This is a genomic window from Rhizobium sp. PAMB 3174 (assembly GCF_052908375.1).
The window spans coordinates 2,185,958-2,207,145 of sequence record NZ_CM128608.1; the positions used below are offsets into that span (position 1 = coordinate 2,185,958).

Here is a 21,188-nt window from a genome sequence, read left to right on the forward strand (position 1 = left end):
GGATCCGCAAGCCTCAGATGAACACACGAGTCGCGACCTCCCCGCAGTTCTACCTGACAGCACCAGCCTCCTGCCCCTATCTGCCGCGCGAAATGGAGCGCAAGGTCTTCACGCATCTCGTCGGTCCACGCGCGTCCGAGCTGAATGACCTTCTGACGCAGGGTGGCTTCCGCCGGTCGCAGAACATCGCCTATCGCCCGGCCTGCGAAACCTGTCGGGCCTGCGTCTCCGTGCGCATTCTCGCCGACGAATTCAAGCCGACCCGCTCGATGAAACGCATCCTTGCCGCCAACAAGGACGTGGTGGCGACCGAACTGCCGCCGCAGCCGACACCCGAACAATATTCGCTCTTCCGCCGCTATCTCGACGATCGCCACCAGAAGGGTGGCATGTCGGACATGTCCTCGCTCGACTACGCGATCATGGTCGAGGACACGCATGTGACGACCCGGCTGATCGAATACCGGATCCGCGAGCCCGGCCACGGCTTGGGTGGGGAGAAGAAGGGCGAGCTGATCGCCGCGGCGCTCACCGACGTCATGTGCGACGGACTGTCGATGGTCTATTCCTTCTTCAACCCGGAACTGGACCGCCGCTCGCTCGGCTCGCTGATGATCCTCGACCATATCCGCCGCACCAAGGCGATGGGCCTGCCGCATGTCTATCTCGGATACTGGGTCAACGGTTCGAAGAAAATGCATTACAAGACCCGCTTCCAGCCGCAGGAGCACCTGATGCCGAAGGGCTGGCAGCGGTATGAGGCGGAAGCCGGGGAAGAACTGGACGATAGCCAGGAATGAGCCTCAGGCCATTGTCCAGATCCTAGCCGGCGCGCGCCCTCACGCCAGTCAGAACTTGCCCGAACGCGGGAAACCCTTGGGCACAAGCCGTCCGGCGGTAGCCCGGTCGCCGAGCCATTCGGCCAGTTCCTCGCGCTTGCGCACAAAGGTGCGGCCGGCGCTGTCGTCCCAGGTCAACCCCTCCTCCATCGCGAAGCAGCGGACGTCGGACACGCCGCCGTCCTTGTAGCGCTGCAGGCGGACGCCCTTGCCGCGCGACATCTCAGGTATCTGGACGAGCGGGAAGACGAGCATCTTGCGGTTCTCGCCGACGACGGCGACGTGATCGCCCTTCACCTCGGCGGCAAGCCGTGTTTCGTCCGGCAGAGAGACGTTCATGATCTGCCTGCCCTTGCGGGTGTTGGCGATCATGTCGCTTTCGGCAACGACGAAGCCGTTGCCGGCAGTCGAGACCATCAGTCGCTTGCGCTCCGGATCGTGGACGAAGGCCGTCAGCATGTCGTGGCCAGCCTCCATGTCCACCATCAGGCGCAAGGGCTCGCCGTGACCACGGCCGCCCGGCAGCTTGTCGGCGCCGAGCGTGTAGGCCTTGCCGCCGGTGGTAATCATCAGGATCTTGTCGGTCGTCTGGGCGTTGAAGAACACGCCCATCTTGTCGCCTTCCTTGAAGGTCAGCGACGAGACGTCGGACATGTGGCCCTTCAGGGCGCGGATCCAGCCCTTTTCCGAAATGACGACGGTGATCGGTTCCTTCTCGATCATCGCCTGGTGGATCGCCTCGTCGTCGGCGTCCGGCGCGTCGGCAAACTGGGTGCGGCGGCGTCCGAGCGGGGTCGCCTTGGCATAGGTCTTCTTGACCTCGCCGATCTCCCAGGCAACGGTCTGCCACTGCTTCTCGTCGGAGGCGAGCAAGGCTTCGATGCCGGCCTTTTCGGTCGACAGTTCGTCGTGCTCCTTGCGGATCTCGAATTCCTCGAGCTTGCGCAAGGAGCGCAGGCGCATGTTGAGGATGGCTTCGGCCTGGATGTCGGAGATGGAGAAGCGCTCCATCATCACCTGCTTGGGCTCGTCCTCCTCGCGGATGATGCGGATCACCTCGTCAATGTTGAGGTAAGCGACCAGCAGACCGCCGAGGATTTCCAGGCGGCGCTCGATGGCGGCAAGGCGGAAGCGCGAGCGGCGGATGAGCACGTCGCGGCGATGCGCCAGCCACTCCAGCAGCACGTCGTTCAGCGCCATCACCTTGGGCACCTTGCCCATCGACAACACGTTCATGTTGAGCGAGATGCGGCTTTCGAGGTCGGTGAGCTTGAACAGCGATTCCATCAGGAGGACGGGATCGACGGTGCGGCTCTTCGGCACCAGCACGATGCGGACGTCTTCGGCCGATTCGTCACGGATGTCTTCCAAGAGCGGCAGCTTGCGGGCGATCAGCAGTTCGGCGACCTTCTCGATCAGGCGCGACTTCTGCACCTGATAGGGAATCTCGGTGACGATGATCTGGAAGCCGCCGCGGCCGAGATCTTCCGTCTCCCACTTGGCGCGAACGCGGAAGCCGCCGCGGCCGGTCTTGTAGGATTCGATGATGCTTTCGCGGCTCTCGATAATGATGCCGCCGGTCGGCAGGTCCGGGCCGGGCATGAACTCGACCAGCTTCTCGATCGTGGCGTCCGGATGCCTGATCAGGTGCAGCGCCGCGTCGCAGATCTCGTGCGCGTTGTGCGGCGGGATCGAGGTGGCCATGCCGACGGCGATGCCGGAAGCGCCATTCGCCAGCAGGTTCGGGAAGGCGCCCGGCAGAACGACCGGCTCCTCGTCTTCCTCGTTGTAGGTCGGGCGCAGGTCGACGGCATCCTCGTTGATGCCCTGCAGCAGAAGTGCGGCGACTTCCGTCATGCGCGCTTCGGTGTAACGCATTGCCGCTGCGCCATCGCCGTCGATGTTGCCGAAGTTGCCCTGGCCGTCGACCAGCGGATAGCGGATCGCGAAATCCTGCGACAGGCGCACAAGCGCATCGTAGATCGAGGCGTCGCCATGCGGGTGGAACTTACCCATGACGTCGCCGACGATACGGGCGCATTTCTTGTAGGCCGAATTGGGCCGGACGCCCATTTCGCTCATCGCATGGACGATGCGGCGGTGGACCGGTTTCAGTCCGTCGCGCACATCCGGCAGCGCACGGTGCATGATGGTCGACAAGGCATAAGCGAGGTAGCGCTCCTCGAGCGCCGCCTTCAAATCGACCGGCTGAATGTGATCGCCGCCGTCACCCGGCGGTACAAGCGATTTCCCCATGTTTCCTGACTATCCGGGATCGGCAGCAGGAGCAAGAAAGGCGGCGCAATCCCCTGTGGATTAAGGTGTTCAGCGCCCCGGCCCGATTTTCGCGCCGTTTAAGGCTTCGTTAAACCCGCCCGCCAACGCCCTGCCCGCCGCTATTGCGCCGTATTCATTGGTGACATACTGGTTTGCATCTGATCGCGTATATCGCAGATGACGGGACGGACAATACTGTTCCTGTACACTATTCTATTCTGGGGGTTTCATGTTTCAGTACAGAAAAACGAGACTGCTTCTGGCCGGCGTTGCTTTCGCGGCCATGAGTTCGTCGGCCTTCGCGCTCGACGGCGAGAAGCTGTTCGAACACCTGAGCAAGAGCTACGAGGGCCAGGGCGGCATGACGCTCAAGGCTCAGGACGTTTCGACCAACGGATCGAATGTCACGCTCTCCGGCGTCAGCATCACCGTACCCGGTGAGGACAAGGAAATTCCGCTCGGCAAGATCGAACTGACCGATGTCGAGGAGGCCGGCGACGGCGGCTACACGATCGGCAAGGCGATGTTCGACAATGTCGACTTCAGCGATGCAGACTCCGCCTTCAAGATGCGCGACATCGTGGTTTCGGATATCGCGGTGCCTGCCGAGATCAAGCCGAACCCCACCAGCCTTTCCGACATGCTGCTCTATCGCAACATCCATGTCGGCCCGATCAGCGCCGAGGACAAGGGCACGAAAGTGTTCGCCATGGACGGCCTCGACATGAATCTCGGCGTCGACGGCGACAACAGCACGCTGACCTTCGACTACACCGGCAGCGGCGTCTTCATCGACATGTCCAGCGTCAAGGACATGGATCCGAAGACACGCGAAAAAATGCAGGCGCTCGATCTCATGCAGATCAGCGGAACGTTTTCGGGCAATGGTAACTGGAACTCGTCGAGCGGCATGCTGGACATGCAGTCCATGGCCTATGATTTCGACAAGGTTGGCAAGCTCGATATCGGCCTGTCGATTTCGGGCTACACGCTGGAATTCGTGAGGGCCCTGCAGGAAGCCACCAAGGCCGCCCAGGCCAGCGGCAACACGCCGGAGGCCCAGCAGGCGTCCGGCATGGCCATGCTCGGCCTGATGCAGCAGCTCAGCTTCGTCGGCGCCACCATCCGCTTCGAGGATCACTCGATCACAGAGCGGGCGCTGGACGTGGCCGGCAAGGACCAGGGCATGTCAGGCGAGCAGATGGCGCAGATGCTGAAGGCCATGGTGCCGATCGGCATGGCACAGCTGCAGATCCCGGAACTGCAGAACATGGTCAGCCAGGCGGTCAACACCTATCTCGACAATCCGGAGAACATCACCGTCTCGGCGAAACCCGCCGATGCCGTCCCCTTCCCGATGATCATGGGCGCCGCCATGGGCGCGCCGAAGACGCTGCCGCAGGTGCTCGGCGTCACGGTCACGGCGAACGACTGACCGGATCAAGCCGATCCAAAACAAAACCCCGGCGGAGCGATCCGCCGGGGTTTTTCGTTACCTTCGCCAGAAGGACGGTCAGTCCTTCTTGGCAGTCGGGATGACGCGTAGTGCCAGTTCACGTAGCTGCTGCGGGCTTGCTTCTGAAGGAGCGCCCATCAGCAGGTCCTGGGCCTGCTGGTTCATCGGGAACAGCGTGATCTCGCGCAGGTTCTTGGCACCCACGAGCAGCATGACGATGCGGTCGATGCCGAAGGCGGCACCACCGTGCGGCGGAGCGCCGTACTGGAAGGCGCGGTACATGCCGCCGAAGCGTTCCTCGACGTCCGCCTTGGACAGGCCGACGATCTCGAATGCCTTGACCATGGTTTCAGGCGACTGGTTACGGATCGAACCGGAAGCGATTTCGAAGCCGTTGCACACCGCGTCATACTGGTAGGCCTTGATCGTCAGCGGATCTTGGTTCTCAAGCGCATCCATGCCGCCCTGCGGCATGGAGAACGGGTTGTGCGAGAAGTCGACCTTCTTCTCGTCCTCGTTCCATTCGTAGAACGGGAAGTCGACAATCCAGCAGAGTTCGAAGCGGTCGCGATCGACGAGGTCCAGTTCCTCGCCGGCGCGGGTGCGGGCTTCGCCTGCGAACTTGTAGAACTTCTCCGGAACGCCGGCGACGAAGAAGCAGGCATCGCCGTCATCGAGACCAAGCTGCGTGCGGATCGCGTCGGTGCGTTCCGGGCCGATGTTCTTGGCGAGCGGGCCGGCGCCTTCGAGGCTTTCGCCTTCCTTGCGCCAGAAGATATAGCCGAGACCCGGCTGGCCCTGGCTCTGGGCCCAGGCGTTCATGCGGTCGCAGAAGGCGCGGCTGCCGCCGGTCTTGGCCGGGATCGCCCAGACTTCGACCTTCGGGTCGCGTTCGATCATGCCGGCGAAGACCTTGAAGCCGGAACCGGCGAAATGCTCGGTGACGGACTGCATCTCGATCGGGTTTCTGAGGTCCGGCTTGTCGGTGCCATACTTGCGGATCGCGACGTCGTAGGGAATGCGCGGCCAGTCCTTCGTCACCGGCTTGCCCTCGGCGAAACGCTCGAAGACTTCGGTAATGACCGGCGTCATCGTGTTCCAGACGTCTTCCTGGGTGACAAAGCTCATTTCCAGGTCGAGCTGGTAGAATTCGCCCGGCAGACGGTCGGCGCGCGGGTCTTCGTCGCGGAAGCACGGCGCGATCTGGAAGTAGCGGTCGAAACCGGCGACCATCAGCAGCTGCTTGTACTGCTGCGGGGCCTGCGGCAGCGCGAAGAACTTGCCTTCGTGGATACGGCTCGGCACGAGGAAGTCGCGCGCGCCTTCCGGCGAGGAGGCCGTCAGGATCGGCGTCGTGTATTCGGTGAAGCCGGCGGAGGCCATGCGGTTACGCATGTCGGCGACGATCTGCGTGCGCTTGACGATGTTCTTGTGGAGCGTCTCGCGGCGCAGGTCGATGAAGCGGTAGCGCAGCCGGACGTCTTCCGGATAGTCAGGCTCGCCGAAGACCGGCAGCGGCAGTTCCTTGGCCGCCGACAGGACCTCGATTTCCTCGGCATAGAGTTCGATCTCGCCGGTCGGCATGTTCTTGTTGACGGTGTCCTCGGTGCGCGCCTTCACCTTGCCGTCGATGCGGATCACCCACTCGCCACGCACGGTCTCGGCCATCTTGAAGGCCGGGCTGTCCGGATCGGCGACGACCTGGGTCATGCCGTAATGGTCGCGCAAATCGATGAAGAGAACGCCGCCGTGGTCGCGGACGCGGTGCACCCAGCCGGAAAGGCGGGCGGTCGATCCGACATCGCTCTTGCGAAGGGCGGCGCAGGTGTGGCTGCGGTAACGGTGCATCTTGTTCTCTATCCTGCAGTGCTTGGTGAAGCGGCGGCATGCGTGGCACTGACGCGCGACGGCCACCGGCAGACAAATCGCGCGGAAAAGCGCATGCCGGACCGCTTTTGTCAAGGCAAAAGGCGGAAAGTCGGGGCCGCGAACGCCTGAGCCGCCGCCGTTCACCAAGACACTCCCCTTCTCCGTGCGCCTGCGAGACGTGCACTCAAGCGGCGGCATCCATATGAGCAACTTGCCGACTCATTCCAACCTTTGCATTGTCATGGAAGCGGATGGCCGTTTATTGATGGCTATTGGCGCAACAAGGCATCATCCGAGTCGCGCAGCGTTCCGGTAGCCGTCCATGCCACAGATCCGCGCCCTTATCCCTCTTCTCGTCGCCGCCGGCATCCTGATCGGCGGGAATGGCATGCAGGGCACCTACATTCCGCTGCGCGGTGCGTATGAAGGCTTCTCCGTCACCCTGATCGGCATCATCGGCGCCAGCTATTCGCTCGGCTTCGCCATCGGCTGCATCTATGTCACGCGGCTGTTGCGGGCGATCGGACATGTCCGCCTGTTTGCGGCCCTCGCGGCGATCGCCGCCAGTGCCTCGCTGTCGATGGCGCTGCTGATCGACCCGGTCTTCTGGTTCCTGATGCGCTTCCTGACCGGCATCTGCGTCGCCGGCCTGTTCGCGACGGTCGAAAGCTGGATCAACGCCAAGGTCACCAATCACACGCGGGCGCGCACGCTCTCCATCTATCGCTTCGTCGACCTGTTCTCGGTCACGGCCGGTCAGTATCTGATACCGGTCGCCGGCATCCCCGGTTTTGCCGCCTTCGCGGTGATCTCGATGGCAACGACCCTGTCCCTGGTGCCGATCTCGCTTGCCGACAAGTCGAGCCCGGCTGTGCCGAGCGCCGTCAAGTTCGACGTGCGCACCATCTGGCAGGTCTCGCCGCTCGCCGTCGTCGGCGTCGTGGTCGTCGGCCTCACCATGGCCGCCTTCCGCTATGTCGGGCCGCTCTATGCCGCCAATGTCGGCTTCTCGATCGCCGAGGTCGCGAGCTTCATGAGCGCCGGCATCATCGGCGGCGTGGTGCTGCAATATCCGCTCGGGCATTTTTCCGACCGCATCGACCGGCGCAAGATCCTGCTGGTGACGACCGCGGGTGCGCTGGTCGCCGGCCTTTATCTCGCCATGGCGGCCGGAAACAACGAATGGCGCAACATTGCCGGCGTCTTCATCTTCGGCGCCTTCGCCATGCCGCTCTATTCACTCTGTTCTGCCCATGCGAACGATTTTGCGAAGGACGGGCAGCACGCCTCGATTGCTGCAGGCCTCCTGTTCTTCTGGTCGGTCGGTGCGACGATCGGCCCCTTTCTCGCCTCCGTCATGCTGCAGTTCTTCGGCCCGCACGCGCTGTTCTGGTACACATCCGTCATCCAGGCGGCCTTCATCGGCTACACCGTCTACCGGATGTCGGCGCGGGCGGCGATCCCGGCTGGCGAACGGCGCTCGCGTTTCCGCTCACTTTTGCGCACCTCTCTCTACTTCAGCAAGCTCGCCACGCCGCCCGCCGAGCGAGACGGCGGTCGCAAAAGCGGGCCAAGCGATTGACATCACGGCCGAAAGCGACAAGGAATAGCGCGTTTCCCGTCTACAAGAATGTAAGAAGAACATGATCGTTACCACCGCGGACCTTGAGGCCGCCTGCCAGAAGCTTGCCAAATCCGAATTTGTAACAGTCGATACGGAGTTCATCCGGGAGACCACCTTCTGGCCGGAACTCTGCCTCATCCAGATCGCCAATCCATCGATGGAAGTGCTGATCGATCCGCTGGCCAAGGGCATCGACCTGAAACCCTTCTTCGCGCTGATGGCCGATCCCAACGTCGTGAAGGTCTTTCACGCCGCCCGCCAGGATCTCGAAATCATCTACAATCTCGGCGGCCTCATCCCGCACCCGCTGTTCGATACGCAGGTCGCGGCCATGGTCTGCGGCTATGGCGACTCGGTCTCCTACGACCAGTTGGTCGCACGCATCGCCGGCGCTCATATCGACAAGACCTCGCGCTTTACCGACTGGCGGCACCGGCCGCTATCCGACAAGCAGCTGGACTATGCGATCGCCGACGTCACCTATCTGCGCGACGTCTATCTGGCGCTCAAGGAAAGGCTGGAGCGTGACGGACGGACGTCCTGGCTGAAGGAAGAAATGGACATCCTCGAGGCGCCGGAGACCTACGACCTGCATCCGGACGACGCCTGGCAGCGACTGAAGATGCGCGTGAAAAAGCCGCAGCAGCTCGCCGTCCTGCAGAGCGTCGCCGCCTGGCGTGAGCGCGAGGCGCGCAACCGCAATGTGCCGCGCGGCCGGGTGCTCAAGGACGATGCGATCTACGAGATCGCCCAGCAGCAGCCGAAGGATATCGAGGCGCTCGGCAAGCTCCGCTCGATCCCCAAGGGCTGGGAACGGTCGTCGGCCGGTGCGCAGCTGCTCGAAGCCGTCAATCAGGCGCTTGCCCTGCCGAAATCCGAACTGCCGGCCATGCCGCGCCAACAGCAGTCACCGGAAGGCTCCGGCGCGGCCGTCGAACTGCTCAAGGTGCTGCTGAAGCTGACGGCGGAAAAGCACGGTGTCGCGCCAAAGGTGATCGCCAACAGCGACGACCTCGAAAAGATCGCGACCGACGGCGAGAATGCCGATGCCGCCGCCATGCACGGCTGGCGCAAGGAACTGTTCGGCGACGTGGCGTTGAAGCTGATCAACGGCGAGATCGGACTCCGGTTTGCCGGCAAGAAGGTGGAAGCCGTCGAGCTTTGAGCCCGGACGCCTAGCGGTGGCGCAGCCTGGCGGCTGCGTCTTTCAGCGATGCGAGGAAATCGGCGACGGCGCGCGGCAGCGGGCCGTGCTGATAGGCTTCCAGCCTCTCGACCGTCCAGCCACCTTCCGGACAGAGTTGGCGCAACAGGTCGCGCCGCTGCCCTTCCTGCTCCGGGGTGAGCGGCAGCTCGGCCGCCATTGCCAGATAATCGAGGTTCTGGTGCATCCGGCGCATAATCCGGAAGGCTTCGAACATGGTGGCAGCGATGCCAGCATCGTCACGCCACGAGCGTCCGCCGAAGACCTCCTGCGTCACCCGCTGTCCGGCGCCCTTGCAATCGAAGGCGACGCAGCCGGAGAAGCCCTGCTCCTCCAGCATGCTGTGGATCGTGCAGGAATGCCGTGCCGACAGATGCAGGCAGGGCGCGTCGGCATCCTTGTTGTAGGCGAATTCATCGCCCTTGTCGAAATGGAAGGCGACGCAGCAGAGCGCCGCGCAGCGGCTGCAATCCGCCACGAGCGATACGCTGTCCGATCCGGTCGTCCTATTCGCCATGGCCGACGCTATAGCGTCCCTCACCGTCGACCTCAAGCGCCTCAGGGGTGCATCCGGGCTCCCTTGCAAACCTTGTCGGCGATTTTCCTATCGGCGTGGAAGGCGATGCCGACGACCCTGGCGTCATCCGGACCGTAGGCGGAAAAGGCCTCCCGGTTGGCGGCATCGTGTCCGGTCGCGAACATCTCCTCTATATAGAGCGTCGAAGCGATGTCGCGCTCCAGCGTGCGGCGATGGATCTTCGACAGGGTGTCGCCGTCGGCGGCGAGCACGATGATCGGCTGTACGCTCATCGCATTATAGACATGGCCCGCCGCATCCCGGTAAGCTTCGCCGATGATTTCCGGCTTGGCGGCGGCGATGCCGGTGGCGAGGAAGGCGGTGACGTTGAGCTTCTGCCAGACGGCCAGATCCTCGCGAACGACGACAACGAACTTGGTTTCGAACATGTACGGCAACTCCACGAAAGGCTTTCAAAAAATAGGTTCGGCCGGGACCTTATCGGCGTCCGCGCCGGATGGTCTTGAAGGTTCGTGCACGATCGGGAAGGACGAAATCTGCGCTGCACCGGAGGAAGGCGGCATCGAGCGGATCGAGGCGCGGTTCCACGGCAACGGCTTTGCGCCGCACCGCCACGACACCTATGCGCTCGGGATCACCGTCAGCGGTGTGCAGACCTTCCGCTATCGCGGCGCATCCCGCTTTTCCATGCCGGGACAGCTCATCATTTTGCATCCGGACGAGTTGCACGACGGTGGAGCCGGAACGGCAAGCGGCCTGCGCTACCGCATGGTCTACATTCCGCCGGACCGCATTGCCGATGCCGCGGGTGGTGCGGGCGGCCGCCTGCCCTTCGTGCCGGCGCCGGTGATGGACGACCCGAACCTGCGCGCAAGCCTTGCCGATGTTCTCGACGACCTGGACCGGGAAATCGGTAATCTGAAACTCGATAGCTTTCTGGCGGAGGTCGCCGCAGGTCTCAACCGCCACAGCGACGACCGCCGGCAGACAGCATCACGCCTCGATGGCCGGGCCTTGTCGGCCTGCCGTGATTTTCTGACCGAAAACTGCCGCAGGAACGTCAATTCCGGTGAACTCGAAACGATTGCCGGCATCGATCGCTTTACACTCGCACGGCAATTCCGCACGGCCTACGGCACGAGCCCGCACCGCTTCCAGGTTCTGCGCCGGCTGGATGTCGCACGCAGACTGATGCGTAAGGGGCATGGCCTCGCCGACGCCGCCTTCGACAGCGGCTTCGCGGACCAGGCACACATGACCCGGCATTTCAAGAAGACATACGGCATGACGCCCGGCCGCTGGCTGGCGCTGCAGTCGGCGTCCTGAGAGCTCAGAGATAGCGGAAGGCGAGCCGCTTGCCGGTGAGCTTGGCGAGCTGCTGCAAGCGGCCGTCGAGCCTTTCACCGCGGAAATCGTGATATTCCGCCGGCACGACGAATTCCAGGTCAAGATCCGGATTGTCGGACACGACGAAGCTCAGGTTCCTCACCACGCCCGGCATGGAGGCGGAAAAGAGGTAGACGACTCTCAGCAACCCGCCGACGAGCTTGGCGCGCTCGAGGAAATGCGGCGTGGCGATATCGGCCAGCTGCTTGGAAGCGCCGTCCTCGCGAAGACCTTCAAAGCGGAAATAATTGGTCAGCGCAATGAAGGCGCGGCCCGGATGGGTGATGCCGATGAAGGAGGAATGGGCGATGATGTTGAGCGCCTGCAGTCCGCGATAATCGGGATGCGCACGCCAGGAAATGTCGGCGAGCAGGCAGGCCGCCTGGCGATACCGGCTTTCTTCCTCCGTCTCGCTGATGCCGAAGAGCGGCATCATGCGGCCGGTCCATTCGGCGAGCTCGCGGGCATGCTCGGGCGAACGGGCGCGCAGGATCGCCAGTTCGTCGGCGGCCGACAGCAACGGATCGCGGGCCTGGTCGGCCTCGGACAGGAGCGAATAGAGATAGCCTTCGCGCACGCCCTGGGCAGAAAACGAGACCGAGCTCGGCTTCATTTCCTCCAGCACGGCACGCATGGCGATCGCGCCATAGGGCAGCAGGCTGCGGCGGTTACGCGAGATGCTCGACCACGCCGGGTCCTTGCCGGGATCCTTGGTGTCGATGATCTCGCCGAGGAACTGCATGATCTCCTCGAACGGCACGTCGTAGCCCTGCATCATGTGCAGCGGATAGCCGCGCTTTTCCATGTGCAGCTTGGCGATATTGCGCCAGGTCCCGCCGACGGCATAGAAGGTGCGGCCCTGCCCCTTGGAGAGGAAACCGGCGGTGGCAACCTGCTTGCGGGTGAAGCTTTCCGCCCGTTCGAGCGAGCCCTTCGAATATTCCGACAGGCGCAGGCCGCCGAGCGGCAGCGTGATGCCGTCACTGAAGCTTTGGCCCTTGATGTCGATGAGCTCGAGCGAGCCGCCGCCGAGGTCGCCGGCAATGCCGTCGGGCTCATGGAAGCCGCTGATGACGCCGAGCGCAGAATAGCGCGCCTCTTCGGCGCCGGAGAGGATGATGACCTTCTGGCCGAGGATGTCTTCGGCGGCACGAATGAAGTCCGGGCCGTTGCTTGCCTCGCGCGCGGCAGCCGTCGCCAGCGCATAGATGGTGCGGGCACGCGCCTGGGCCGACAGGATCTTGAAGCGGTGGAGCGCGGCAAGCGCCCGCTCGACGCCCTCCTCGTGCATCTTGCCCGTCGAGGCGATACCGCGGCCAAGGCCGCAGAGCACCTTTTCGTTGAAAAGGATGGCGGGTGCGCGGGAAAGGCCCTCGTAGACAACGAGGCGGATGGAATTCGACCCGATGTCAATCACCGAGACAGGAGCAATACCCGGAAGGCGCCCCTGGGCTTCTGATTCAACCATTAAGTCCCAGTTCTAGTTCTTCTTGCCGGAAATCCATCCAGCAATCAGTTTCGGCGCACTGGACTTCAAGGCTTCCCCCCGGCCCGACAGGCTGGGATTTGTCATGAAATAGTGCTGCGCATTGAACGGCTCCTCGCCCTCGCGCACTTCCATGCGTCTGGACGTCCCGTCGGGCAGTATCTCGTAGCTCTGCTGGTTGTCAATCAGATTGCCCAGCATGATCTGTTGAAGAACCTGCTCGTGCACGGTCGGGTTCAGGAGCGGCACCAGCGTCTCGACGCGGCGGTCGAGGTTGCGCGGCATCATGTCGGCCGAGCCGATATAGACCAGCGCCTTTGCCGACGGCAGGCCATGGCCGTTGCCGAAGCAGAAGATGCGACTGTGCTCGAGGAAGCGGCCGACGATCGACTTGACGCGGATATTGTCGGAGAGGCCCGCCACCTGCGGGCGCAGGCAGCAGATACCGCGCACCACGAGGTCGATCTCGACGCCGGCATGGCTTGCCCGGTAGAGCGCGTCGATGATGTCGGGGTCGACGAGCGAATTCATCTTCATCCAGATCGCCGCCGGACGGCCGTTCCTGGCGTTCTCGATCTCCTCGTCGATATGGGTGAGAATGCGCCTGCGCAGCGAATAGGGCGAGACCGCCAGCTTCATCCCCTCCTCCATCTCGCCGTAGCCGGTGATGAAGTTGAAGACGTTGGCCATGTCCTGGGCGATCTTCGGGCTGCAGGTGAAGAAGGACAGGTCGGTGTAGATCTTCGCCGTGACCGGGTGGTAGTTGCCGGTGCCGAGATGGCAGTAGGTGCGCAGCTTGCCGTCCTCGCGGCGCACGACCATCGACATCTTGGCGTGCGTTTTCAACTCGATGAAGCCGAACACCACCTGCACGCCGGCGCGTTCGAGGTCGCGCGCCCAGCGGATGTTGGCCTCTTCATCGAAGCGCGCCTTCAACTCGACGAGCGCGGTCACGGACTTGCCGGCCTCGGCCGCGTCAATCAGTGCGCGCACGATCGGGCTGTCGTTGGAGGTGCGGTAGAGCGTCTGCTTGATCGCCAGCACGTCCGGGTCGCGGGCCGCCTGGAACAGGAACTGCACCACCACGTCGAACGATTCGTATGGGTGGTGGACCACCATGTCCTTTTCGCGGATCGCGGCGTAGCAGTCGCCGGCATGCTCGCGCACCCGCTCGGGGAAGCGCGGATTGTAGGTTTCGAACTTCAGTTCCTCACGTGGCGCCTTGACGATCTCGGAGATCGTGTTGAGTGCCAGAAGGCCCGGCAGGACGGCGACGCGATTGTCCGGAACGCCCAGTTCATGGACCACGAAATGGCGCAGTGAGGCCGGCATTTCGGAATCCGTCTCGATGCGGATCACGGAGCCGCGGCGGCGGCGCTTCAGGGCGGTTTCGAAGAAGCGCACCAGATCTTCGGCCTCTTCCTCCACTTCGATATCGCTGTCGCGGATGATGCGGAACGTACCGGAGCCCTGCACCTCGTAGCCGGGGAAAAGCTTGTGGATGAACATCGACACCACGTCTTCGAGCGTGATGTAGCGGATGGTCGTGCCGGCATCGGGCAGACGGATGAAGCGGTCAAGCGCCGGCGGCAGGCGCAGGAGCGCCGTCATCGGCTCGCGGCCGGTCTTCGAGACCAGCTGGAGTCCGACCGAGAATCCGAGGTTCGGAATGAAGGGGAACGGATGAGCCGGGTCGATCGACAGCGGGGTCAGGACCGGGAAGATCGATTCGGCGAACTCATTGCTCAGCCACTGCGCATCCTCGTCCGACAACGCGCCGGGGCGAACGATCAGGATATCCTCCTTCGCCAGCGCCTGCTGCAAGACGGCGAGCGAGGCCTGCTGTTCCATCTGCAGCTTGTCGATCTCTTTCAGGATTTCGTCGAGCTGTTCGGCCGGCGTCTTGCCGTCGGGCGTCCTCATCGACATGCCCTGGCGCACCTGCCCTTCGAGACCAGCGACACGCACCATGAAGAATTCGTCGAGGTTGGCGGCAGAGATCGACAGGAAGCGGACGCGCTCCAAGAGCGGATGGGCGGAGTTCAGCGTCTCCTCAAGCACCCGTCGATTGAACTGAAGCCAGGAAAATTCGCGGTTGATGAAGCGTTCGGGACTGGCGATCAGCGTATCGAACGGATCGTCTGCGACCGTTCCTTCCTGTTGCTCCATGTTCTGGTTGTCGGATGCGAACGTGTCCATTTGCCTGCCTTCGTATGATTTCCCGCGAATATAACACGTTAACGACGGTTATGTGACAATCACTCGCCACCCTGCCCGCCGCTCATTTCATCGATGACCTCGCCGGCGAGCGTCCGGGTGATCCGCGTTCCCCTGGCCAGCGCCAGATGGTCGAGGCTCTCGACGATCTTCTGCGCCGCGCGCATGGAGCGTTCCATGCGGTTGACGATGTAGAGCACCAGTTTCTCGTCGATCAGAAGCTGCCGGTCGGCAAAGAGCTTGACGATCACCTGCGACAGCAAATCCTCGTCCGGCTCGCCGATCTCGACCACCGTCGCCGCCTTCAGCCGCGAGACGAGGTCCGGCAGCGTCACCGGCCAGGACATCGGCCAGAGGCGCGACGTCATCAAGAGGCTCGTGCCATTCTCGCGAACGGAGTTGATGACGTGGAAGAGCATGTCGTCGTCGAAGCCGGCGCGGTCAGCATCCTCGAAGACCACCGGTCCCAGGGCGGCCAGTTCGCTCGCCTTCGCGCCCATTTCGGCCGAGATCGGCACGGCGCCGCTGCGCTCCCGCCAGATGGCGGCGAGGTGCGACTTGCCGGCGCCTTCCGGCCCGGCGAGGATGACGACGGGCGACGGCCAGCGCGGCCATTCATCGATGATGGAGACGGCCGCGCTCAACGGATCGGACACGCGCAGGTCGTCGCGGCCGCGTGCAGCCGCGTGTTCGAAGGCCAGCGGCAGCTGGCCGGTCTCGCGCCTCGGACGGTCGCTCTTCTTCATCTTACGGCTCCAGTTCCTCCGGAGCCGTATCATGTTCGATGAGCTTCATGCCGCCGTGCCCGTGATAAAGATCGCTTTCCAGATAGCGATTGAGGGCAAACCGGACGAGCACGCCGACGGCGGCGGCCGCCGGAACGGCGACCAGCAGGCCGACGAAGCCGAACAACAGACCGAAGGCAAACAGCGCGAACATCAGCCAGACGGGGTGCAGGCCGACGCTTTGGCCGACCAGCTTCGGCTGCAGGATGTTGCCCTCCAGGAACTGGCCGGAGAGGAAGATGATCAGCACCAGGGCAACATTGAGGTATTCCGGCCAGAACTGCACGACGGCGACGCCAAAGGCGAGCACCAGGCCGACGGTCGAGCCGATATAGGGAATGAAGCTGATCGCGCCGCTGAAGAGACCGATCAACAGCCCGAAGTTCAAACCCGTCAGCGACAGGCCGATGCCGTAATAGAGGCCGAGGATCAGGCAGAGGGAGCCCTGCCCGCGCACGAAGCCGGCGATCGCATTGTCCATTTCATGGGCGATCAGGCGGACACTGGCGACGTGGTCGCGCGGGATCCAGCTGTCGACCTTGGCAACCATGCGGTCCCAGTCGAGCAGGAGATAGAAGGCGACGACCGGCGTGATGACGAACAGCGAGGCGATGTCGACCAGCGCCTTGCCCGAACTCCAGATCTGCCCGAGCAGCTTGCCGATAAATCCGGCGCCCTCGGTGATGAAATTGGAGAAGTTCTCCTTCACCGTCGTCACCTGGTTGGCGATCCAGTCGGGCATCAGCGTGCCGTGCTGGCGGGTGATGAAGTCCTGCAGCTGGTTGATGTAGCCTGGAAGCTTGGAGATGAAGTCGGACAACTGTCCGGCGATGATCGGGATGAGGATGACCAGGGCGATCACGAAGACGACGATGAACATGATGAGGATGACGATCGTCGCCATCATCCGGCTGAGCCCGATCTTCTCGAGCCGGTCGGCGACCGGATCGAGGAAATAGGCGAGCGCCATGCCGGCCACGAAGGGCAGCAGGATCGAATGGAATACGGTGAGGAACACGGCGAGGACCAACAGGGCACAAAGCCAGAAGACTGCCTGCCGCCTGAGGCTCGCGCTGCTGATGTGTTTGTGTTCCAAGAGCTTCGGTTTCCTCGTGTTGGGCCGGAGTTCGAACCGGTGCGGCTGAAATTGCTGTCCCTAGGAGATAGGATGCGTGTGGGAGACTGGTCAAGTCCGCCCGTCATCGGCGATGGTGCAATCGAAAGCCGGCGTCGCCACCCGGTCCTGCGAGACCCTGAATTTCACACCGCGGCGCATGCGGCGGGCCTTGCGCCTGTGCCCAAAACAGCCGGCATTGCGGTGAAAAACCGGGGTTTTCGCCGCCATCCGGCTTGCATCTCGCGCTGACCCGTGCAATTGCCAGCGGCACGAAAAAACCGTTCCGAGCCAGTGGAGAACGATCGATGAGCCATTCCGGCAAAAACGGCCTTACCTACAGCGACGCAGGCGTCGACATCGATGCCGGCAATCTCATGGTAGAGAAGATCAAGCCCGCTGTGAAGTCGACGCGCCGTCCGGGCGCCGACGGCGAGATCGGCGGTTTCGGCGGACTGTTCGACCTGAAGGCCGCAGGCTTCACCGATCCGGTGCTGGTCGCCGCCAATGACGGCGTCGGCACCAAGCTCAAGATCGCCATCGACGCGGACAGGCACGACACCGTGGGCATCGACCTCGTCGCCATGTGCGTCAACGACCTCGTCGTCCAGGGCGCGGAACCGCTCTTCTTCCTCGACTATTTCGCCACCGGCAAGCTCGACGCCGACCAGGGCGCTGCAATCGTCGGCGGGATTGCCGCCGGATGCCTGGAAGCCGGTTGCGCGCTGATCGGCGGTGAGACGGCGGAAATGCCGGGCATGTATTCCTCCGGCGACTACGACCTTGCAGGCTTCGCCGTCGGTGCGGCCGAGCGCGGCCAACTGCTGCCGTCCGGCAACATCGAGGCGGGCGACGTCATTCTCGGCCTCGCCTCCTCCGGTGTGCATTCCAACGGCTTCTCGCTGGTGCGCAAGATCGTCGAACTCTCCGGTCTCACCTGGGACGCGCCGGCACCGTTTGCCGAGGGCAAGACGCTCGGCGAGGCGCTTCTGACACCGACCCGCATCTATGTGAAGCCGCTCCTGAAAGTGATCCGCGACACCGGCGCGATCAAGGCGCTCGCCCACATCACCGGCGGCGGCTTCCCGGAAAACATTCCGCGCGTTCTGCCGAAGACGCTGGCCGCCGAAATCGACCTGGCATCGATTGCCGTTCCGCCGGTCTTCTCCTGGCTTTCGGCGCAGGGCGGTGTCGCCGCCAACGAAATGCTGCGCACCTTCAACTGCGGCGTCGGCATGATCGTTGTCGTCCCTGCCGACCAGGCTGACGCCGTCACGGCGGCGCTCGGCGAAGCCGGCGAGACGGTCTTCCCGCTCGGCCGCATGGTCGAGCGCAGCGAAGGCGCGCCCGGCACGGTCTACAAGGGTACGCTCGCCCTATGAGTTCGGCGAAGAAGCGCGTCGTCATCTTCATCTCGGGCTCCGGCTCGAACATGGTGGCGCTTGCCAGGGCCGCGCAGGCACCGGACTTCCCTGCGGACATTGTTGCCGTCATCTCCGACAAGGCAGACGCCGGCGGGCTCGCCAAGGCGGAAGCGCTCGGCATTGCCACGCATGTGTTCATGCGCAAGGACTACGACAGCAAGACCGCCCACGAAGCGGCCATTCTCGCCTGCCTCGCCGAGATCAACCCGGACCTGATCTGCCTTGCCGGCTACATGCGCCTGCTGTCGGCCGAATTCATCCGTCCCTATGACGGGCGCATCCTCAACATCCACCCCTCCCTGCTGCCGCTTTTCCCGGGTCTTCACACCCATCAGCGGGCGATCGACGCCGGCATGAAGCTTGCCGGCTGCACCGTGCATGTGGTCACCGAGGGGATGGACGAAGGTCCGGTCATCGCCCAGGGCGTCGTGCCAATTCTCGCAGGCGACACCGCCGACGACCTCGCCCACCGCGTTCTTGCCGTCGAGCACAAGATTTACGCCCGCGCACTGGCCAAAGTCGCCGGCGGCGCAATCGAGGCAACCGACGGCGCAGACTTCCTCATTTCCGTCTGATCCCTGCCGCATTGCGGGGCCATCATGGAACAATCCTGATCGTGAAGCGCTTTCCTTAAGCAGGGTTCATGCCCTGCGTAAGGAAACGAAAGGAGGATTGCCATGAAATATGAGCTTCCCACATTCTTCGACGAGCATAACGAAGGCGCCGAAATCCGGGCCGTCAAGGACAAGCTGACCGAAACCCGTGTCGCCGGTACGCTCGCCACCACTGAAGGCGTTCATGCCGAAGCGCTTGAGGTCGAGGTTCACGACGACACCGCTCGCCTCAGCGGCACCGTTCCGCAGGAGCGCGAGATCGAGGTTGCCACCAATGCCGCCGCTTCGGTGGAAGGCGTTGAACGCGTCGACACGCGCATCACTGTGGCGAAGGGCGAAAAGCTCTGAGGGCACAGACATGCCCCGCCGAGGAGACGGAGACGGCGGCAACCTGAAGACGAATGACACGCGATTGGCTTCGCCCATCAGCACGACTCGTGGTTTAGTGAACGGACCTAACCGCCCGCCCTGACATCATCGAAAAGCAGGTTGCCATGTCGCTGTCAGACCGCGTCTTTCGCCCGTTCGAGACGCTCGTCCGCCCCCTGGATGTGCCGTTCAGCCCCCTGCCCGCAGATGGGCCGCTTGCGCTTCTCATGCATTTCGCACGCATGTGCCGCGGTGCCCTGATCGCGATCCTTGTGCTGAGCATGGCGACGGAGGCCTGCAATCTCGCCGTCATCTGGGGCATTTCGCGATTGGTGGACGGTGTGACGACGCAAGGTGCGGCCGCTTTTGTCGAGAGCCACATGTCGGCGATCGTCGCTTTCGGCGTCCTGTTCTTCCCGGTGATGCCGCTGCTTGCCTTCCTGTGCAACACGCTGGGCTCACAGGTCATTGCCGTCAGCCTGCCCGTCCTCATGCAATGGCATGGCCACAAGGCGGTCGAGCGCCAGGACCTCGCCTTCTTCCACGACCTGTTTGCCGGACAGGTCGCGACGCGCATCGCCCAGGTCGCCTCGGCCATCAAGCAGCAGCTGGCGGTGGCGGCATGGGTCCTGCCGAACTTCATCGTGCAGGTGACGGGCTCGCTGATCCTGATTGCGGCCATATCCTGGCCGCTCGCCATTCCGGTGCTCGTCTGGGCGGTCGCAAACCTCTTCGTCGCCCGCAAAGCGGTGCCGCTGTTTTCCGATCTCGCCCGCCGCACGGCGAAGACGCGCAGCCGCGTGGTCGGGACGATGGCGGATCTCTATTCCAACATCCAGACGGTCAAGCTGTTCTCGGCAGAAGACAGCGAGGCGGGTGCAATCCGCAAGGCGCTCGGCAAATCGCTCGCCGCCCAGCACACAGAACGTCGTATCATGCTGACGGCGGACATCACGATCATCACCCTGAACGTCCTCCTGCTGCTTTCCACCTGTATCGTCGGCATCTGGGGGATGACGGCGTCCTTCGTCACGCTCGGGGATTTCGTCGCGTCCATCACCATCGCCCAGCGGCTGTCATCCAATGCCCGGGCCTTCCTCAACATGGGCCAGCAGATCTTCGAGGCGATCGGCACGATCCGCGACGCGATGCCGGTAATGACCACGCCGCCGACCATCAAGGATGCTGCCGACGCGGGCCACCTGGAGGTCAAGCATGGAGAAATCCGCTTCGAGGCCATTCGCTTCCAATACCAGAAGGACCAGCGGGTCATCCGGGACCTGTCGCTGACGGTGAAGGCCGGTGAGAAGATCGGCATCGTCGGCCTGTCGGGCGCCGGCAAGACGACGCTCGTCAGCCTGCTGCTGCGCTTCTTCGACCTGGAGGGCGGTCGTATCCTGATCGACGGACAGGATATCATCCGCGTCACACAGGCGAGCCTGCGCGACGCGATCGGCGTCATCACCCAGGACGTGTCGCTGCTGCACCGCTCGGTCGGTGACAACATTCTCTATGGCCGACCCGGCGCCTCCCGCCAGGAGGTGGAGAATGCCGCACGTCTGGCACAGGCCGACACATTCATCCCCGAACTGAAGGACAGCGAAGGCCGCAGTGGCTACGACGCCTATGTCGGCGACCGGGGCATCAAGCTGTCCGGCGGCCAGCGGCAGCGGGTGGCGATCGCCCGCGTGCTGCTCAAGGATGCGCCGATCCTCGTGCTCGACGAGGCGACCTCGGCGCTCGACAGCGAGGCGGAAGCGGCGATCCAGCAGAACCTCGACCTGTTAATGGGGAACAAGACAGTGATCGCCATCGCCCACCGCCTCTCGACGATTTCGCAGATGGACAGGATCGTCGTCCTCGACAAGGGGCGGATCGTGGAGGAAGGACGGCCCGACGAATTGCTGGCGATGGGTGGTCTCTACGCCCGTCTCTGGAACCGCCAGACCGGCGGCTACATTGCCGACAAGGAAGAGGCTCTCTGAC

At 63.4% G+C, this 21,188-nt stretch carries 16 protein-coding genes and 1 pseudogene; 9 read left to right on the forward strand and 8 right to left on the reverse strand.

From position 1 onward, the window contains the following. Window positions 1-17: 17 nt before the first annotated feature. The gene (locus ACU5AY_RS10445; RefSeq protein WP_446826153.1) at window positions 18-800 is read left to right on the forward strand and encodes an arginyltransferase; all 783 of its coding nucleotides are present in this window, start codon (window positions 18-20) and stop codon (window positions 798-800) included. A gap of 48 nt (window positions 801-848) precedes the next feature. Here ACU5AY_RS10445 and parC read toward each other — a convergent pair whose 3' ends face one another. Next, window positions 849-3,095, reverse strand: coding sequence for a DNA topoisomerase IV subunit A (gene parC, locus ACU5AY_RS10450; protein WP_446826154.1), 2,247 nt, complete (start codon window positions 3,093-3,095; stop codon window positions 849-851). A gap of 250 nt (window positions 3,096-3,345) precedes the next feature. Between parC and ACU5AY_RS10455 the strand changes: the two genes are divergently transcribed. Further along, complete coding sequence (locus ACU5AY_RS10455; RefSeq protein WP_446826155.1) at window positions 3,346-4,551, forward strand: hypothetical protein; 1,206 nt, start codon at window positions 3,346-3,348, stop codon at window positions 4,549-4,551. 78 nt (window positions 4,552-4,629) lie between these two features. On the opposite strand, the gene aspS is transcribed toward ACU5AY_RS10455, so the two are convergent. Then, window positions 4,630-6,420, reverse strand: a complete 1,791-nt coding sequence (gene aspS, locus ACU5AY_RS10460) for an aspartate--tRNA ligase (protein ID WP_446826156.1) — start codon at window positions 6,418-6,420, stop codon at window positions 4,630-4,632. Between the two features lie 343 nt (window positions 6,421-6,763). On the opposite strand from aspS, the gene ACU5AY_RS10465 reads away from it, so the two are divergent. Together ACU5AY_RS10465 and rnd are read left to right on the forward strand one after the other, a co-directional pair. Continuing rightward, complete coding sequence (locus ACU5AY_RS10465; RefSeq protein ID WP_446826157.1) at window positions 6,764-8,023, forward strand: MFS transporter; 1,260 nt, start codon at window positions 6,764-6,766, stop codon at window positions 8,021-8,023. Between the two features lie 61 nt (window positions 8,024-8,084). Beyond that, window positions 8,085-9,230 carry a ribonuclease D gene (gene rnd / locus ACU5AY_RS10470; RefSeq protein WP_446824662.1) on the forward strand — a complete coding sequence of 382 codons (1,146 nt, stop codon included), beginning with the start codon at window positions 8,085-8,087 and terminating at the stop codon, window positions 9,228-9,230. A gap of 10 nt (window positions 9,231-9,240) precedes the next feature. On the opposite strand, the gene ACU5AY_RS10475 is transcribed toward rnd, so the two are convergent. After that, on the reverse strand, window positions 9,241-9,786 hold the full coding sequence (locus tag ACU5AY_RS10475; protein ID WP_446826158.1) for a hypothetical protein: 546 nt from the start codon (window positions 9,784-9,786) through the stop codon (window positions 9,241-9,243). A 41-nt stretch (window positions 9,787-9,827) separates the two neighbouring features. Then, a complete protein-coding gene (locus tag ACU5AY_RS10480) occupies window positions 9,828-10,235 on the reverse strand; it encodes a DUF2000 family protein (RefSeq protein WP_446826159.1) in 408 nt (135 codons plus the stop codon). On the opposite strand from ACU5AY_RS10480, the gene ACU5AY_RS10485 reads away from it, so the two are divergent. After that, window positions 10,234-11,133, forward strand: a complete 900-nt coding sequence (locus tag ACU5AY_RS10485; protein WP_446826160.1) for an AraC family transcriptional regulator — start codon at window positions 10,234-10,236, stop codon at window positions 11,131-11,133. The genes ACU5AY_RS10480 and ACU5AY_RS10485 overlap by 2 nt on opposite strands. Before the next feature lie 4 nt (window positions 11,134-11,137). Here ACU5AY_RS10485 and ppx read toward each other — a convergent pair whose 3' ends face one another. The 4 genes and pseudogenes from ppx to ACU5AY_RS10505 form a co-directional block, all read right to left on the reverse strand. Next, window positions 11,138-12,661 (reverse strand): exopolyphosphatase, encoded by a 1,524-nt coding sequence (gene ppx / locus ACU5AY_RS10490; protein ID WP_446826161.1) that lies wholly within the window; start codon window positions 12,659-12,661, stop codon window positions 11,138-11,140. A gap of 12 nt (window positions 12,662-12,673) precedes the next feature. Then, window positions 12,674-14,803: pseudogene (locus ACU5AY_RS10495) on the reverse strand (RNA degradosome polyphosphate kinase); the annotation flags it as partial. Between the two features lie 134 nt (window positions 14,804-14,937). Then, complete coding sequence (gene hdaA, locus ACU5AY_RS10500; protein ID WP_446826162.1) at window positions 14,938-15,642, reverse strand: DnaA regulatory inactivator HdaA; 705 nt, start codon at window positions 15,640-15,642, stop codon at window positions 14,938-14,940. Window position 15,643: 1 nt separating this feature from the next. Next, window positions 15,644-16,777, reverse strand: coding sequence for an AI-2E family transporter (locus ACU5AY_RS10505; RefSeq protein WP_446826163.1), 1,134 nt, complete (start codon window positions 16,775-16,777; stop codon window positions 15,644-15,646). A gap of 326 nt (window positions 16,778-17,103) precedes the next feature. On the opposite strand from ACU5AY_RS10505, the gene purM reads away from it, so the two are divergent. The 4 genes from purM to ACU5AY_RS10525 all read left to right on the forward strand — a co-directional run bounded on the left by purM (window position 17,104) and on the right by ACU5AY_RS10525 (window position 21,187). Next, a complete protein-coding gene (gene purM / locus ACU5AY_RS10510; RefSeq protein ID WP_446826164.1) occupies window positions 17,104-18,177 on the forward strand; it encodes a phosphoribosylformylglycinamidine cyclo-ligase in 1,074 nt (357 codons plus the stop codon). Beyond that, entirely contained in the window at window positions 18,174-18,794 is a 621-nt protein-coding gene (purN, locus tag ACU5AY_RS10515; protein ID WP_446826165.1) for a phosphoribosylglycinamide formyltransferase, read from the forward strand. Before purM ends, purN begins: the two co-directional genes overlap by 4 nt. 102 nt (window positions 18,795-18,896) lie before the next feature. Beyond that, window positions 18,897-19,181: a BON domain-containing protein gene (locus ACU5AY_RS10520; RefSeq protein ID WP_446824672.1), complete on the forward strand. Its 285-nt coding sequence runs from the start codon at window positions 18,897-18,899 to the stop codon at window positions 19,179-19,181. A 146-nt stretch (window positions 19,182-19,327) separates the two neighbouring features. Then, window positions 19,328-21,187 (forward strand): ABC transporter ATP-binding protein, encoded by a 1,860-nt coding sequence (locus ACU5AY_RS10525; RefSeq protein WP_446826166.1) that lies wholly within the window; start codon window positions 19,328-19,330, stop codon window positions 21,185-21,187. Window position 21,188: the final 1 nt, after the last annotated feature.

What these genes read in the sequence shown, in the direction of transcription:
- aspS (WP_446826156.1), bottom strand. Translation starts at nt 6,420, where the DNA reads ATGCACCGTTACCGCAGCCACACCTGCGCCGCCCTTCGCAAGAGCGAT.
- ACU5AY_RS10520 (WP_446824672.1), top strand. Translation starts at nt 18,897, where the DNA reads ATGAAATATGAGCTTCCCACATTCTTCGACGAGCATAACGAAGGCGCC.
- purN (WP_446826165.1), top strand. Translation starts at nt 18,174, where the DNA reads ATGAGTTCGGCGAAGAAGCGCGTCGTCATCTTCATCTCGGGCTCCGGC.
- ACU5AY_RS10525 (WP_446826166.1), top strand. Translation starts at nt 19,328, where the DNA reads ATGTCGCTGTCAGACCGCGTCTTTCGCCCGTTCGAGACGCTCGTCCGC.
- ACU5AY_RS10455 (WP_446826155.1), top strand. Translation starts at nt 3,346, where the DNA reads ATGTTTCAGTACAGAAAAACGAGACTGCTTCTGGCCGGCGTTGCTTTC.
- rnd (WP_446824662.1), top strand. Translation starts at nt 8,085, where the DNA reads ATGATCGTTACCACCGCGGACCTTGAGGCCGCCTGCCAGAAGCTTGCC.
- ACU5AY_RS10475 (WP_446826158.1), bottom strand. Translation starts at nt 9,786, where the DNA reads ATGGCGAATAGGACGACCGGATCGGACAGCGTATCGCTCGTGGCGGAT.
- ACU5AY_RS10480 (WP_446826159.1), bottom strand. Translation starts at nt 10,235, where the DNA reads ATGTTCGAAACCAAGTTCGTTGTCGTCGTTCGCGAGGATCTGGCCGTC.
- hdaA (WP_446826162.1), bottom strand. Translation starts at nt 15,642, where the DNA reads ATGAAGAAGAGCGACCGTCCGAGGCGCGAGACCGGCCAGCTGCCGCTG.
- ACU5AY_RS10465 (WP_446826157.1), top strand. Translation starts at nt 6,764, where the DNA reads ATGCCACAGATCCGCGCCCTTATCCCTCTTCTCGTCGCCGCCGGCATC.
- ACU5AY_RS10445 (WP_446826153.1), top strand. Translation starts at nt 18, where the DNA reads ATGAACACACGAGTCGCGACCTCCCCGCAGTTCTACCTGACAGCACCA.
- purM (WP_446826164.1), top strand. Translation starts at nt 17,104, where the DNA reads ATGAGCCATTCCGGCAAAAACGGCCTTACCTACAGCGACGCAGGCGTC.
- parC (WP_446826154.1), bottom strand. Translation starts at nt 3,095, where the DNA reads ATGGGGAAATCGCTTGTACCGCCGGGTGACGGCGGCGATCACATTCAG.
- ACU5AY_RS10485 (WP_446826160.1), top strand. Translation starts at nt 10,234, where the DNA reads ATGTACGGCAACTCCACGAAAGGCTTTCAAAAAATAGGTTCGGCCGGG.
- ppx (WP_446826161.1), bottom strand. Translation starts at nt 12,661, where the DNA reads ATGGTTGAATCAGAAGCCCAGGGGCGCCTTCCGGGTATTGCTCCTGTC.